The organism is Ferrovibrio sp. (genome assembly GCF_964218355.1).
Classification (GTDB): domain Bacteria; phylum Pseudomonadota; class Alphaproteobacteria; order Ferrovibrionales; family Ferrovibrionaceae; genus Ferrovibrio.
Genome location: NZ_CAXPMC010000013.1, coordinates 1 through 14,879 on the forward strand (window position 1 = coordinate 1; position 14,879 = coordinate 14,879).

At 62.5% G+C, this 14,879-nt stretch carries 16 protein-coding genes; 2 read left to right on the top strand and 14 right to left on the bottom strand.

The annotated features are described in order from the left end of the window. The 5 genes from ACEQZY_RS07880 to ACEQZY_RS07900 all read right to left on the bottom strand — a co-directional run. Positions 1 to 126: GTP-binding protein (locus ACEQZY_RS07880; RefSeq protein WP_370153578.1), on the bottom strand; the 126-nt coding region annotated here is incomplete at its 3' end. Between the two features lie 42 nt (positions 127 to 168). After that, a complete protein-coding gene (fusA, locus tag ACEQZY_RS07885; RefSeq protein WP_341704710.1) occupies positions 169 to 2,247 on the bottom strand; it encodes an elongation factor G in 2,079 nt (692 codons plus the stop codon). Positions 2,248 to 2,281: 34 nt separating this feature from the next. Next, positions 2,282 to 2,752: a 30S ribosomal protein S7 gene (gene rpsG, locus ACEQZY_RS07890; protein WP_341704709.1), complete on the bottom strand. Its 471-nt coding sequence runs from the start codon at positions 2,750 to 2,752 to the stop codon at positions 2,282 to 2,284. 18 nt (positions 2,753 to 2,770) lie between these two features. After that, positions 2,771 to 3,142 (bottom strand): 30S ribosomal protein S12, encoded by a 372-nt coding sequence (gene rpsL, locus ACEQZY_RS07895; RefSeq protein ID WP_341704708.1) that lies wholly within the window; start codon positions 3,140 to 3,142, stop codon positions 2,771 to 2,773. A 394-nt stretch (positions 3,143 to 3,536) separates the two neighbouring features. After that, positions 3,537 to 4,121 carry a malonic semialdehyde reductase gene (locus tag ACEQZY_RS07900; protein ID WP_341704707.1) on the bottom strand — a complete coding sequence of 195 codons (585 nt, stop codon included), beginning with the start codon at positions 4,119 to 4,121 and terminating at the stop codon, positions 3,537 to 3,539. Positions 4,122 to 4,364: 243 nt separating this feature from the next. Between ACEQZY_RS07900 and gltA the strand changes: the two genes are divergently transcribed. Together gltA and ACEQZY_RS07910 are read left to right on the top strand one after the other, a co-directional pair. Continuing rightward, on the top strand, positions 4,365 to 5,669 hold the full coding sequence (gltA, locus tag ACEQZY_RS07905; RefSeq protein WP_341704706.1) for a citrate synthase: 1,305 nt from the start codon (positions 4,365 to 4,367) through the stop codon (positions 5,667 to 5,669). A gap of 45 nt (positions 5,670 to 5,714) precedes the next feature. Then, a complete protein-coding gene (locus ACEQZY_RS07910) occupies positions 5,715 to 5,924 on the top strand; it encodes a hypothetical protein (RefSeq protein WP_341704705.1) in 210 nt (69 codons plus the stop codon). A gap of 94 nt (positions 5,925 to 6,018) precedes the next feature. On the opposite strand, the gene gloA is transcribed toward ACEQZY_RS07910, so the two are convergent. The 9 genes from gloA to rseP all read right to left on the bottom strand — a co-directional run bounded on the left by gloA (position 6,019) and on the right by rseP (position 14,870). Continuing rightward, the gene (gloA, locus tag ACEQZY_RS07915; RefSeq protein ID WP_370153461.1) at positions 6,019 to 6,432 is read right to left on the bottom strand and encodes a lactoylglutathione lyase; all 414 of its coding nucleotides are present in this window, start codon (positions 6,430 to 6,432) and stop codon (positions 6,019 to 6,021) included. Between the two features lie 40 nt (positions 6,433 to 6,472). Next, positions 6,473 to 7,693: a lipid-A-disaccharide synthase gene (lpxB, locus tag ACEQZY_RS07920; RefSeq protein ID WP_370153463.1), complete on the bottom strand. Its 1,221-nt coding sequence runs from the start codon at positions 7,691 to 7,693 to the stop codon at positions 6,473 to 6,475. Continuing rightward, positions 7,683 to 8,513, bottom strand: a complete 831-nt coding sequence (locus ACEQZY_RS07925) for an LpxI family protein (RefSeq protein ID WP_370153465.1) — start codon at positions 8,511 to 8,513, stop codon at positions 7,683 to 7,685. Before ACEQZY_RS07925 ends, lpxB begins: the two co-directional genes overlap by 11 nt. Then, positions 8,494 to 9,300, bottom strand: coding sequence for an acyl-ACP--UDP-N-acetylglucosamine O-acyltransferase (gene lpxA, locus ACEQZY_RS07930; protein ID WP_341704701.1), 807 nt, complete (start codon positions 9,298 to 9,300; stop codon positions 8,494 to 8,496). The genes ACEQZY_RS07925 and lpxA overlap by 20 nt, the downstream gene beginning before the upstream one ends. A 4-nt stretch (positions 9,301 to 9,304) precedes the next feature. After that, positions 9,305 to 9,775, bottom strand: a complete 471-nt coding sequence (gene fabZ / locus ACEQZY_RS07935; protein WP_341704700.1) for a 3-hydroxyacyl-ACP dehydratase FabZ — start codon at positions 9,773 to 9,775, stop codon at positions 9,305 to 9,307. Then, a complete protein-coding gene (lpxD, locus tag ACEQZY_RS07940) occupies positions 9,768 to 10,799 on the bottom strand; it encodes a UDP-3-O-(3-hydroxymyristoyl)glucosamine N-acyltransferase (RefSeq protein WP_370153468.1) in 1,032 nt (343 codons plus the stop codon). The genes fabZ and lpxD overlap by 8 nt, the downstream gene beginning before the upstream one ends. A 4-nt stretch (positions 10,800 to 10,803) precedes the next feature. Continuing rightward, positions 10,804 to 11,373 carry an OmpH family outer membrane protein gene (locus tag ACEQZY_RS07945; protein WP_370153470.1) on the bottom strand — a complete coding sequence of 190 codons (570 nt, stop codon included), beginning with the start codon at positions 11,371 to 11,373 and terminating at the stop codon, positions 10,804 to 10,806. 19 nt (positions 11,374 to 11,392) lie between these two features. Beyond that, complete coding sequence (gene bamA / locus ACEQZY_RS07950; RefSeq protein WP_341702487.1) at positions 11,393 to 13,669, bottom strand: outer membrane protein assembly factor BamA; 2,277 nt, start codon at positions 13,667 to 13,669, stop codon at positions 11,393 to 11,395. Positions 13,670 to 13,733: 64 nt separating this feature from the next. Next, positions 13,734 to 14,870, bottom strand: coding sequence for an RIP metalloprotease RseP (gene rseP, locus ACEQZY_RS07955; protein WP_341702488.1), 1,137 nt, complete (start codon positions 14,868 to 14,870; stop codon positions 13,734 to 13,736). Positions 14,871 to 14,879: the final 9 nt, after the last annotated feature.

Below are 14,879 nucleotides of genomic sequence, written 5' to 3' on the forward strand. Positions count from 1 at the left end.
CGCGCCGCCAGTCTCCGCAAGAATCTTCGTGATCGCAGCCGTCAGCGACGTCTTGCCATGGTCAACGTGACCAATCGTCCCGATGTTGCAATGCGGTTTGTTACGCTCAAACTTTGCCTTGGCCATCTGCCTTCTCCGCTATCTCTATCTGTCTCTGCCGCTCGTGTCTCAGCCGGCCATCTTGGCGACGACTTCGTCGGACACGTTCTGCGGCACCTGGGCGTAGTGGTCGAACGTCATGGTGTACTGGGCGCGGCCCTGCGTCATCGAGCGCAGGTTGTTGACGTAACCGAACATGTTGGCCAGCGGCACCATCGCATTGATGACCTGGGCATTGCCGCGGGGTTCAGTACCGGTCAGCTGGCCGCGGCGGGACGACAGGTCACCCATCACGTCGCCGACGAAGTCTTCCGGAGTCACCACCTCGACCTTCATGATCGGCTCGAGCAGCTTGGCGCCGGCTTTCGGAGCCACCTCGCGGAAGGCCGCACGGGCGGCGATTTCGAAGGCAAGCGCCGACGAGTCGACGTCATGGTAGGCGCCGTCATACAGGGTCGCCTTGAAGTCGATGACCGGGAAGCCGGCGAGCACGCCGCTCTCGGCAACCGACTTGATGCCCTTTTCGACCGCCGGGATGTATTCCTTCGGCACGTTGCCGCCGACGACCTCGTTGGAGAACGTGAAGCCGGCACCCGGCTCCTGCGGCTCGAACTTGATCTTCACGCGGGCAAACTGGCCCGAGCCACCCGACTGCTTCTTGTGGGTGTAGTCGATATCGGCCGGCTTGGTCAGCGTCTCGCGATAGGCAACCTGGGGAGCGCCGACGTTGGCTTCGACCTTGAATTCACGCTTCATGCGGTCGACGAGGATTTCGAGATGCAGCTCGCCCATGCCCTTGATCACGGTCTGGCCGCTTTCATGGTCGACCGAAACGCGGAAGGACGGATCCTCGGCCGCCAGGCGATTGAGCGCGAGGCCCATCTTCTCCTGGTCATTCTTGGTCTTCGGCTCGACCGCAACCTCGATAACCGGCTCGGGGAATTCCATGCGCTCCAGAACGATCGGGTTGTTCGGATCGCACAGGGTATCGCCCGTGGTGGTATTCTTCAGGCCCGCCAGCGCAACGATGTCACCGGCGCGGGCTTCCTTGATTTCCTCGCGGCTGTTCGCATGCATCTGCAGCATGCGGCCGATACGCTCGCGGCCTTCCTTCACCGTGTTCATCACGCCGGCGCCGGTTTCCAGCACGCCGGAATAGATGCGCACGAAGGTCAGCGAGCCGACGAAGGGATCGTTCATGATCTTGAACGCCAGGCCCGAGAAGGGCTCGTCGTCCGAAGTCTTGCGGATCATCTCCTCATCGGTACCGGGCTTCACACCACGAACGGCATCGACATCCACCGGCGACGGCAGGTAATCGATCACGGCATCCAGCAGCGGCTGCACGCCCTTGTTCTTGAAGGCCGAACCACACAGCACCGGCACGAACTTGCCGGCAATGGTGCCCTTGCGGATGCAGGCAGTCAGGGTCTTGTCGTCCGGCTCGTTGCCTTCCAGATAGGCTTCCAGCGCGGCATCATCCATTTCGAGCGCGGCATCGATCATCTTCTGACGCCACTCGGCGGCCTGTTCCTTCAGGTCGGCCGGAATCTCGTCGAAGAAGAACTCAGCGCCGAGGCTCTCGTCCTTCCAGATGATGGCGCGGTTGCGCACCAGGTCGACCACGCCCTTGAAGTCGGCTTCCGAGCCGATCGGCAGAGTGGTGACCAGCGGAGTGGCGCCCAGTCGGTCGACGATCATGTCGACGCAGCGATAGAAATTGGCACCCATGCGATCAAGCTTGTTGACGAAGCACATGCGCGGCACGCCGTACTTGTCAGCCTGGCGCCACACTGTCTCCGACTGCGGCTCGACACCAGCAACGCCGTCAAACAGGCAGACCGCACCGTCAAGCACGCGCAGCGAACGCTCGACTTCAATGGTGAAGTCGACGTGACCGGGGGTGTCGATGATGTTGATGCGATGGTTGTTCCAGAAGCACGTGGTCGCGGCAGACGTGATCGTGATGCCGCGCTCCTGCTCCTGCTCCATCCAGTCCATGGTGGCAGCGCCGTCGTGCACTTCGCCGATCTTGTGCGACCGGCCGGTGTAATACAGCACGCGCTCCGTGGTCGTGGTCTTGCCGGCATCGATATGGGCCATGATGCCGATATTGCGGTAGCGCTCGTAGGGGGTCGTGCGAGGCATGACGATCTCCTGGGGACTCTCTAATGGCCGCCGGTTACCAGCGGTAATGCGAGAAGGCCTTATTGGCCTCTGCCATACGATGGGTGTCTTCGCGCTTCTTGACCGAACCGCCACGGCCGCTCGCGGCATCCAGCAGTTCGCCGGAGAGGCGGTCGATCATGGTGTTCTCGCCGCGGCCGCGGGCGGCGGAGATCAGCCAGCGGATCGCCAGCGCCTGGCCGCGGTCATGGCGCACTTCGACCGGCACCTGATAGGTGGCACCGCCAACGCGACGCGAACGCACTTCGATCTGCGGGCGCACGTTATTGAGGGCATCATGGAACATCTTGACCGGGTCATTGCCGGTCTTCGCCTTGATGCGGTCGAGGGCGCCGTAGATGATCGCCTCGGCGACCGACTTCTTGCCTTCGTACATCAGCATGTTCATGAACTTGGTCAGCACGATATCACCGAACTTCGGGTCCGGCAGGATTTCGCGCTTCTCGGCAGCATGGCGACGCGACATCGCTTTTTCTCCTGAGCCTTACTTCGGACGCTTGGCGCCGTACTTCGAACGGCGCTGCTTGCGGTCCTTGACGCCCTGCGTGTCGAGCACGCCACGGACGATGTGATAACGCACACCCGGCAGATCCTTGACGCGGCCACCGCGGATCAGCACCACCGAGTGCTCCTGCAGGTTATGGCCTTCGCCCGGGATGTAGCTGGTCACTTCGAAACCGTTGGTCAGGCGCACGCGGGCGACCTTGCGGAGCGCCGAGTTCGGCTTCTTCGGGGTCGTCGTGTAGACGCGCGTGCAAACGCCGCGACGCTGCGGGCATTCCTGCAGCGCAGGCACCTTGTCACGGACCGGCTTCGGGTGACGCGGCTTGCGGATCAGCTGATTGATCGTCGGCATACGAGTGGAAACTCCGCCAGTTGGTCCAACACAAAAAAATCCGAGGCGAACCACCGACAGCCTCCCGGCCCGGCAATCCGCCCTACTCTCGCTCCGACCCATCCTTGCGGCCCATCGGCCGCGGAGAGGGGTCATTATGTCTCTTGCGTAAGCCCGGTCTCGACGTGAGCGCTACGGAGACCCTGACCGTTCATCGGGCTGTGTCTAGGTTGAACCCCTACCACCAGCTCGAATCGCGGGGCGGACAATACTGTCGGCCCCCACCCCGGTCAAGCGCGATTTGGGGCCCTGTCGCGAAGTTTTTTGAGGCCGCGAAAAGCCTCGGATTCGCGGCTGCAGCAGGCCGCGGATCGTCTCATGTCCACCTGCCGCGAAGCCTGTATATTGGGAACATTCAAAGAACTTTGCAGGCTTCGGCGAAATCCAGACGGGGACTCCGGGGATGCAGTCGTGCCGGGTCGCCGAATCCAAGATTGCAGAGGAAATTTGATTTCACACTTGAATTATGGAAAAATTCGTTGTCGACCTTGGCATTGTCAAAACCGGACATCGGTCCGCAATCCAGGCCCACCGCCCTCGCTGCCAGGATGAAATAGGCCCCCTGCAGGCTGCCATTCCTGAAAGCCGCCACTTCGGCCGCCTGCGGATCATCGGCAAACCAGCCCCGCGCATCCGGATTATGCGGCAGCAATTTCGGCATGAGGTCATAGAACTTGAGATCATAGGCAAGGATTGCCGTCACCGGCGCGGTCATGGTCTGCTCGACATTGCCCTCCGACAGGGCCGGTTTCAGCCGGGCCTTGGCTTCCGGCGAGCGCACGAAGGCAATCCTGGCCGGAGAACAATTGCCGCTGGTGGGGGCCATCTTCATCAGGTCGAAAACCTGCTGCAGATGCGCATCGGTCACCGCCCGGTCCTGCCATCGCCTGTGCGTCCGCGCCTTGCGAAACAAAATATCCAGGGCGGTGTCATCGAGCATGGCTGCATCCTTGCTGTGTGTCCGGCCGGGCCGGCCCAGGGTCTCCCCTCCTAGCATGTCCGCCCGGTCGGAAAAACCGGGGTTACCCCTGTGAAACGCGGCATGGCGGCCGTCCAATGAGAAATATGCAGCCTTGGTCGAATATATTTTGCGGACACGGCACTTTCCTCGGCGCCGCGGCGCGCCCTATAATTGTTTGCACTACAACCAGATACACAGTCACCAACCCTGGGGGTACTCCTTATGACCGCCGGCAAAAAGCCTGTTACGCTCAACGATCCGAATACCGGCAAGACCGTCACCCTTCCCGTTCTCGACGGCAGTGTCGGCCCGTCGGTGATCGACATCCGCAAGCTCTATGCCGAATCCGGCTATTTCACTTACGACCCGGGCTTCACCTCCACGGCCAGCACCGAAAGCAAGATCACCTACATCGATGGCGATGAAGGCGTGCTGCTGTATCGCGGCTATGACATTGCCGACCTGGCCGAGAAATCGACTTTCCTGGAAACCTGCTATCTGCTGCTGAACGGCGACCTGCCGAATGCCAAGCAGCGCAGTGCTTTCGAGCACTCGATCACCAACCACACCATGCTGCATGAACAGATCCACTTCCTGTTCCGCGGTTTCCGTCGCGACGCCCATCCGATGGCCGTGATGTGCGGTGTGGTTGGCGCATTGTCGGCCTTCTATCACGACCAGACCGACTATGATGACCCCCATCAGCGCATGATCGCCCAGCACCGGCTGATCGCGAAGATGCCGACCATCGCAGCGATGGCCTACAAGTATTCCGTCGGCCAGCCCTTTATGTATCCGCGCAACGACCTGGGTTATGCCGAGAATTTCCTGCAGATGACCTTCGGCGTGCCGGCCGAGCCCTACAAGGTCAGCCCGGTTCTGGCCCGCGCGATGGATCGCATCTTCATCCTGCATGCCGATCACGAGCAGAATGCCTCGACCTCGACCGTGCGCCTTGCCGGTTCGTCGGGTGCCAATCCGTTTGCCTGCATCGCGGCCGGCATTGCCTGCCTCTGGGGCCCCGCCCATGGTGGTGCCAACGAAGCGGTGCTGAAGATGCTGGAAGAAATCGGCTCGATCGACAAGGTCGGCGAAGCCGTGAAGAAGGCGAAGGACAAGAATTCGGGCTTCCGCCTGATGGGCTTCGGCCACCGCGTCTATAAGAACTACGACCCGCGCGCCAAGGTGATGCGCGAGACCTGCTACGAGGTTCTCGAGGAACTGGGCGTCAAGGACGAGCCGCTGCTGAAGATGGCGATGGAACTGGAGCGCATCGCGCTGGAGGACGATTACTTCGTCAGCAAGAAGCTGTATCCGAATGTCGACTTCTATTCGGGCATCATCCTTCGGGCCATGGGCTTCCCGACCGCGATGTTCACCGCCCTGTTCGCCCTCGCGCGCACGGTCGGCTGGATCGCCCAGTGGAACGAAATGATCGAGGATCCGGCCCAGAAGATCGGCAGGCCCCGGCAGCTGTTCACCGGCTCGCCGAAGCGCACGTTTATTCCGCTCGACAAGCGGAAGTAACCGCGCTTCAATCGGACAGAGGCGGCACCGATGGGAGGCGGGCCGATGCGCAAGGGAGCAGAAAAACAGGGCGGGCAACCGCCCTCCGGTCCCCGGGCCACCGGTTTCGGCTGGCTGCGGCCTGGTTTTCTGACCATGCCGCTGCCGGCCAACGACAACCGTCTGGCGCCGCGTTCCCTGCTGCGCCGGCCACAGTTCTGGATCTGGTTCATGCTGATGGTTCTGGGCCTTGCCTGGATCATCTCCCGCTTCTGAACCTGCCCTCAACGGACCCAAACAGAAAAAGGCCCGGCGATGCCGGGCCTTTTTTGTATGTCCGTTTGTTTGTATGTCCGGACGTCCTGCGCCGTCAGGTTGCCTTGCGCTCGATGAGCTCGACCTTGTAGCCATCGGGATCCTCGACAAAGGCGATGACGCTGCCACCATGCTTCATCGGCCCCGGCGGGCGTGGAATCTTGACTCCTGCTGTCCCCAGGCGCTCGCACAGTCCATAGATATCCGGCACGCCAATGGCGATATGGCCGTAGCCGCTGCCGATTGAATACGGCTCTTTCTGACCCCAGTTATGGGTCAGTTCGATCACCGCCTGGTCCCGTTCATCGCCATAGCCGACAAAAGCCAGCGTGAATTCGCCAGTCGGATAATCCTGCCGCCGCAGCAGCGTCATACCCATCTGGTTGACATAGAAATCGAGGGACTTCTCGAGATCGAGTACACGCAGCATCGTATGCAGCATGCGGAAATTGGCCGGGGCTTCACTCATCAAGGTCTCCTATCGGTACGCAGATCGCATCAGACGACATTTAGGGCGCGGCAGCCGCAGATGCCAGCCGTTTCGCTGCCACCGCCAGCACAGCCCGCGCTGCACGGATGGACGGGCCCGGCTCGCCGTCGCCTCCCAGCTGGGCCGAGACCGCCGCACAGGCATCGATCTGTACCTGCCGCGCGGCCGGATCTGTCAGTAACCGCAGCAGGGCTGGCGCAATAGTCTCCGGACGGCAGTTCTCCTGCAGGAATTCCGGCATCACTTCGCGGTCGCAGAGAATGTTGACCAGACCGGCAAACCGGGTGTGCAGCAGGCGCCGCACGATCGCCGCCGTCAGCGGGTTCACCCGATAGGCCAGCACCGTGGGCGTCCCGGCCAGCCCCAGTTCAAGGGTCGCCGTACCCGATGCCGCCAGGGCCGCATCTGCAGCCAGCATTGCCGCATAACGCTCTTCCGCAACATCGACCACGGTAGCCGGAAACGGCAGGCTGCGGACCGCCTGCCGGACCATGTCAGCCACCGTCTCAACGGTGGGGATCACCAGATGTACGTCCAGGCCATTCTGCCGCAGCCGGTCCAGGACACCGGCGAAGACCGGCAGCAGCCGGCGGACCTCGCCCTGCCGGCTGCCCGGCAGCAGGGCCAGCAGAGGCCGTCCATCCGGAATGGCGTGGCGGGTACGGAACGGGGGGCGGCCGGCTTCGCTGGCTTCCGCCTCGCTGCGGCGGGCTGCGGCAAGAGTCTCGACGGCCGGGTGACCGACAAAGGTTGTCGGCAGCCCGACGGCCTCGAAATACGGAGGCTCGAAAGGCAGTACGACCATCAGATGGTCATACAGTCCCGCAAGCCGGCGCGCCCGTCCCGGCCGCCATGCCCAGACGGTCGGGGCCACGTAATGCATCAGCGGAAAGCTGCGCCCGGTCAGCAGTCGGGCCACCCGCCGCGTAAAGCCCGGACTGTCGATGGTCACGACTATGTCCGGCTGGTCTGTCAGCAGGGCCCGTGCCGTCTCGCGGATGCGCCGGCGCAGCAGCCGGATCCGCGGCAACACCTCCACCAGCCCCATGACGGCCAGATCGCCGATCGGAAACAGGCTTTTCAGCCCCTGCCTGGCCATCTCTGCCCCGCCGACGCCACTGAAGACGACGGCATCGCCGGTTTCCTGCCGCAGGGCACGCATGAGGCCGGCGCCGAGCGCATCGCCGGAGGGCTCACCGGCAATCAGCGCCACCCGCAATGGTCGGTTTTCACCCGTCATCACGGAACCCGACAACGAAAAGGCCATGCCGGTCTGCCGCGGCACCGGTCGCCGCAGCATCCACCAGCAGGGCGGCGCCCGCCTCGACGGCAATACCGGCAAGTCCGGCTGCAGCGGCTTTCCCGACCGTGACGGCCCCGATGGTCGGCAGGTCCACCCGGCGGTCCTGTTGCGGCTTGGCACATTTCACCAGCACTCCGCCACGGGCAGCCGGAGTCTGCGCCATCCGGGTCAATAACGCATCGGTGCCCGCATCGTCTTCCAGCCCCACCACGGCTCCGCCCGCCGCAACCGCTGCCTGCCCCCTGTCCGCCGCGCCGAGTGCGCGCGCTGCGGCAAGGGCGATCCGGATATCCGCCTGCATGGCCGCGTCCGGCGGACGCCCGGCATATTGCCGTTCGGCCACCAGCAGGTCCTGTATCAGACTGTCGACCCCGATCACCGAGAAGCCATCCTGCTCAATGGTTTCAACCACCACACGCAGGATCGCATCGTCACCGCTGAGTGCCGCACGCACCAGCCGTGGCAGCAGCAGAGCGCCCTTCCAGTCGGGGCGAAGCCTGGAGAAATCCGGTTTCGCAACGCTGCCACACAAGCAGACATCCACCACACCGGCGCCATGCAGGGCTTTCAGCAGCCCACCCACCTGCGGCAAATCGAACCAGCCATGCTCGCTGCCTGTCACCGTGTGCGCGGCACAGAATCCATTCAGGGCGGCGATATAGAGCGGGCGCCCACGGGCAAGGCAGGCATCGCGGACGAGCGCCGGAATCTCGCCGCCGCCGGCAATCAAACCGAGCTTAGGCAGCGCTGCCGGCATCCGCTTGCGGCTGGCAGATACCGCGTTTCGAGGCATTGCGGATGAAATCCGTCACCTCGCGTACCAGTGCGCTGCCAGCATAACTCTGACTGACATCGTCAAGACGCTGGGTGAACGTGCCTTTGCCGCTGAACAGCTGGTCATAGGCCGCCCGCAATCTGGCAATGTCTTCACGGTCGAAGCCACGACGCTTGAGGCCAACCAGATTGAGGCCTGAGAGATGCGCCCGGTTGCCGATCACCATGCCGTATGGGATCACATCCTGCTCGACGCCGGACATGCCACCGATCATTGCATGGGGACCGATTTTGCAGAACTGGTGCACAGCGGCCAGACCGCCGACGAAAGCGAAATCCCCAACCTCGATATGGCCGGCCAGGGTTGCATTGTTGGCCATGATCACGTTGTTGCCGAGCAGGCAGTCATGGGCGACATGGGCGCCGGCCATGAACAGGCCGCCATCGCCGACCCGGGTCAGCATGCCGCCACCCTCGGTGCCGGGATTCATGGTGACGCCTTCGCGGATCTGGTTGTTGCGCCCGATTTCCAGCCGCGACGGCTCACCATGGAATTTCAGATCCTGCGGCTGGTGACCGATCGAAGCAAACGGGAAAATGCGGGTTCCGTCACCGACAGATGTTATTCCGGCAACGGTAACATGGCTGACCAGTTCGACATGATCGCCCAGCACGACCTGGCTGCCCACATGGCAGTACGGGCCGATATGGACGCCCTCGCCCAGGCGTGCACCGGACTCGATAATCGCGGTGGGGTGAATCTGCGGCATTGCCTTACTTCTTGTCGAGGATCATGGCCGAGAAGATCGCTTCGGCCGCCAGCTTGTCATCGACCTTGACCTCGCCCTTGAATTTCCAGATCGAGCCACGCTGCTTGATGGCAGTAACGTGGATATACATGCGGTCGCCCGGGGTCACCGGCCGGCGGAAGCGCGCCTCGTCGATGGTCATGAAATAGACCAGCTTGCCCTCGGCTTCCGGTCCCAGTGTATGCACCACCAGAACGGCCGCCGTCTGCGCCATACTTTCCACAATCATCACGCCGGGCATCACCGGCTGGGTCGGGAAATGACCGGTGAACTGCGGCTCGTTCATCGTCACATTCTTGATGCCGATGGCGCTTTCGCCAGCCTTCATCTCGATGACACGGTCGATCAGCAGCATCGGATAGCGATGCGGGATCATCTCCATGATCCGGAGGATATCAACAGACTCCACGCTGCCCACGGCCTGGGTTTCAGTCATGCGGCCCACCCTTCTTCTGCGCCAGTCGCCGCAAGGTCGCGATCTGGCGGAAATAATCCTTCACCCTGGTCGCCGGAATGCCAAAATGGCTCTCGCCGGCCGGAATGTCGGTCATGATCCCCGACTTCGCCCCGACCCGCGCACCGGCACCGATCTTGAGATGCCCGGCAACTCCGCTCTGCGCAGCCAGCACCACGAAGTCCCCGAGCTGCGTCGAGCCGGCGACGCCTGCCTGGGCGACAATGATGCACCCCCGACCAAGGGTGACGTTGTGCCCGATCTGGACCAGATTATCAATCCAACAGCCCGGCCCGATCACCGTGTCGGGGCCGGCGCCCCGGTCGATGGTGGTATTGGCGCCGATCTCGCAGTCATCCCCGACCAGGACGCGCCCCAGCTGGGGGACTTTCACATGGCCGGCCGCATCCGGGGCGAAGCCGAAGCCGTCCTGCCCGATCCGCACGCCGGTATGCAGGGTCACCCGGGCACCGATGAGACAATGGCTGAGGGTGACCGAGGGCCCGATGCGGCTGTCTGCGCCGACGACCACACCCATCCCGATCACAGAACCGGCACCGACTGAAACACGGTCGCCAATCTCGGCGCCGGCCCCGATCACGACATGCGGACCGATTGCCACATCGGCACCAATTCTGGCCGCAGGGTCGACCACGGCAGATGCATGCCGCCCAGGCACTGCTGGCGGAGCGGGATAGAAGAGCTGTGCCGCCCGCGCATAGCTCAGATACGGATTGGGCGACAACAGCAGCGCCAGACCGGCCGGGGCCGCTGCCGCATGCTTTTCATGCAGGATGCAGGCGCCGGCCCGGGTGGAGGGCAGAGCGGCAACATATTTCGGGTTGTCCAGGAAAGACAGCTGCTCCGGCCCGGCCTGATCCAGGGATGCAACATCGGAAACCATGCGGGCGGCCAGACCGGCATCTGCCAGGCTGGCGCCACAGCGCATGGCCAGTTCTCCCAGGCTGAAGGGGCCGGCCCGGCTGAAAAAGCGCGGATCAGCCATTATGCTATTTCCTTGCTGGCAATGCGGCTTTCACGGTCGGCAGGCGCTGGTCCAGTGCTTTCAGCACATCCTGAGTGATCTCCACCGGCTCGATCATGACCTGCACATGCGCCCTGTCGAGCACCATGTTGAAGCCGCGCGCCTTGGACATGTCCTTCAGGATTTCGACCACCTCGCGCGACACCTGCTCGCGCGCCGCGTTAAAGGCCTTCTCGATATTGGTCTGGTGATCCTGAATCTGCTTCTGCAGTGTGACAACCTTGCCCTGGAAGGCCTGGCGCTTCTGCTCGAAAGCCTCCGGGGTCAGGATGCTGCGCTGCTTGGCCAGCTCCTGATCCTCTTTGCGCAGGCTGTCCTCCTGCTTCTCGATCTCCGGCTTCAGGCTGGCGCGGTATTGGTCGATCTGCTGACGCACGCTCTTGAGCGCAGCGGCTTCGCGGAAGATGCGCTGGCTGTCGACCACGACGATGATGGCAGGAGGTGTTTTTCCGGCCTGCTGCGCCTGGGCAGCCGCCGGAACCGCCATAGCAAACAGGGCGAAAAGGGCGAGACCGCCCCGGAGAAAAGCATGCATTGGCTCTGAACCTTACTAGCTAGAAGCGTGAACCGAAATTGATCCGGACGATCTCCCGCTTGTCCAGATCCTCCTTGATGACCGGGATGCCGAAATCTACCCGGATCAGGCCCAGCGGCGACTTCCACTGCAGGCCCGTGCCGACGGAGACACGCAGGCTGGCTTCGTCGAAAACCTCAGGCCCCGTATCGCTGAGGCCCCAGAGACTGCCGGCCTCGGTGAACAGGATGCCCTTGATGCCGAATTCGCTCGGCAGGCCGATCGGGAAAGAGACATCCGCCGAGCCCTTATAATACTGCTCACCGCCCAGCGCGTCGCCCGTTGTGGTATCGCGCGGACCGATACCGCCGGTCCGGAAGCCGCGGAAGCTGTCGCCGCCAATAAAGTAGCGGTTCGGCAGCCGCACATCCTCACCGACTCCGATGATCGAGCCTGCTTCCGCCCCCAGGGTCAGCACCACATCGTCAGACAGCGAATAATATTTGTAGGCGTTGCCGATATTCTTGATGAACCGCTCTGAACCGCCAAGGCCGGCGACCTCCTGCGACAGGCGAAGCAGATAGCCGGTCGTCGGTTCGATCCTGTCGTCACGCCTGTCATAGGTCAGCACATGGCCAACCGATGATGTGACATAGCCGCCCTCCTGCGCCCGGATAAAGCGGGAGGCATTGCCGCTGACGCTGTTAATCTCGTCGTGCCGGAACCGGTAGTAAACCTGCTCCGACAGGTTTTCCGTAATCGGGAACGAAACACGCGGCGAGGCAATCGATGAGGTCTGGTCCAGACTGCTGCGCCGCTGATAGTCGGTCCGGCGCCGCGAAAGGTCAAAACCGGCAGCCAATTCCCGATCGAGGAAATAGGGCTCGGTAAAGGACAGATCCGCCTGCTGGCGCCGGGTGGAGAGGCTGAAGCCGAGCTTCAGGTCCTGCCCGCGCCCAAGCAGGTTGCGTTCGCGGATCGAAACGTCACCCAGCACGCTTTCGGTCGTCGAGTAACCGACACCAAAGGAAAGTTCGCCGGTCGACTTTTCCGTCACCTCGGCCGTCAGCACCACCTTGTCTGGCGCACTGCCCTTGCTTTCATTGATCTCGACCTTGTCGAAAAAGTTCAGGCCGCGCAGCCGGGTACGGGTCCGGCGCAGCTTTGCCGCATTGAAGGCATCGCCTTCGGCCAGACGGAATTCGCGGCGGATGACCTTGTCTAGGGTGCGGACATTGCCAACGATATCGATACGCTCGACAAAGACCCGCGGGCTTTCGCCGATCATGTAATTGATGTCGATGATCCGCCGCTGCAGGTCCTTCTTCACTTCCGGACGGACATCCACAAAGGCATAGCCCAGCCGCCCAAGATCATTGGTGATAGCCTGGACCGTATCTTCAACCTGGTCGGCATTGTAGATATCGCCACTCTTGGTGGTTACCAGCGGCTTGAGCTGGGCGCCGTCCACGCCCTTGATCTCGCTGATCACGTCCATGACGCCGAACTTGTATTGCGGGCCCTCGTCCACCGTGAAGGTGATGATGAAATTCTCGCGATTGGGCAGCAACTCGGCAACGGCATTGACGACGCGGAAGTCGGCATAGCCCTTGCTGAGATAGAATTTGCGCAGCTTCTCCCGGTCGAATGTCAGGCGGTCCGGATCATAGCTGTCATCGGAACTGAGAAACCGGTACCAGGCAGATTCCTTGGTCTGGATTTCCTCGCGCAGGCGGGAATCGCTGAAGCGCTTGTTGCCGATGAAGCGGATGCTGCTGACCCCGGTCAGCGGACCCTCATTGATTTCGAACACCAGATCGACCCGGTTCTGCTCAAGCTGGATCACCTTCGGCTCGATGGTCGCAGCGAAACGGCCGGAACGCCGGTATATCTGCTGGATACGCTGGGTATCCGCCTGCACCTTGGCACGGGTGTATATCTGGCGCGGCTTGAGCTGCAATTCACTGCGCAGCTGGTCCGCCTGGATGCGGCGGTTCCCTTCGAATACCAGGCGATTGATCACCGGATTCTCGGTAACCCGCACCAGCAGGGTGCTGCCCTGCAGGCGCAGATTGACATCCGAGAACAGGCCCGTGGCGAACAGCGCCTTCAGCGACTTGTCGGCTTCAGCGGGACTGTAGGCCGCTCCGGGCTGCAGGGTCAGGTAATTCTGGATGGTCGAGATTTCGATGCGCTGGTTACCCTCAACCACGATGTCGCGGATCGCCGGGCCACTCTGCGCGGCAGCCGGCATGGCTGACAGCGTCAGCAGCAGCATGACCGCAATCACGCCAAGACGGTGAATACGGGCCATCATTCCCCCGACCATGACAGACACGCTCTCTCCCGTCGCCCCTCGCCCCGTGCGCACAATACCCACCTCACGAAAACAGGTTGGTGAGGAAGCCGAATACCGGCAGGCGGTTCAGGTCGTTCCAGGTTGCAAACAGAAACAGCGACATCACCAATGCGAAGCCAATGCGGAAACCATACTCCTGCGCCCGCTCGCCCAGCGGACGACCGCGCAGTCCCTCGATACCGTAGAAAAGCAGATGGCCGCCATCGAGCATCGGCACCGGGAACAGATTGATCAGGCCGATCGCCACCGACAGTGTGGCCATCAGCTGCACCAGGCCGAGCCAGCTGGCCTTCGCCACATCGCCGGATATCTTGGCAATACCGAGCGGTCCGCTCAACTGGTCGCCGGATTCCCGTCCCTGCACGATGCGGCCCAGATACGTGAAGGTGTTGGCAACCACCAGCCAGGTCTCGCGGCCGGCCTGCACCACGGCCGTAGCCGGATCATGCCGGACGAATTCGATACCGGTGGTCCGAATACCAATCTGGCCAACCCGCTGAGTGCCCCCCACCCCGTCAGAAACATCGACCCGCTGCGGCACCACGGTCAGATGCAGTTCCGCACCATCGCGGCGGACGGTCAGGTCGATCGGAGTCTCCGCCCGCAGTGCCACATATGTCTTGAGTTCCTCGAACCGCTCGATACTGGTGCCGTCTGCACCGGTAATGCGATCACCGGCCTGCAGGCCGGCAGCGGCAGCGGCACTGTTTGGCACCACATCCCCGACCACCGGCGGCGTGAAAGGCTGCCCGACCAGGCTGAAGAGCATGGCATAGATGAAGATCGCGAAAATGAAGTTCGCCATCGGGCCGGCGGCAACAATGGCTGAGCGCGCGGCTAGTCCCTGATGGTGGAACGACACCTTGCGGTCGGCGTCGGTCATCGCTGCAGCCGCTGCAGTGTCGGCCCCGGAAGCCGCATCCGCGTCGCCGAAAAACTTGACGAACCCGCCGAGGGGTATGGCGCTGATTTTCCAGCGGGTGCCATTGCGGTCGTTCCAGCCGAACAGTTCCGGGCCGAATCCGATCGAAAAGACCTCGACCCGCACGCCACAACGGCGGGCCACCCAGTAATGCCCCAGCTCGTGCACAAAGACGATGATGGTCAGAACGACAACGAAGGGGACGATGTAGCTGGCAAGATTGGTTACGAATTCCATGATACCTCG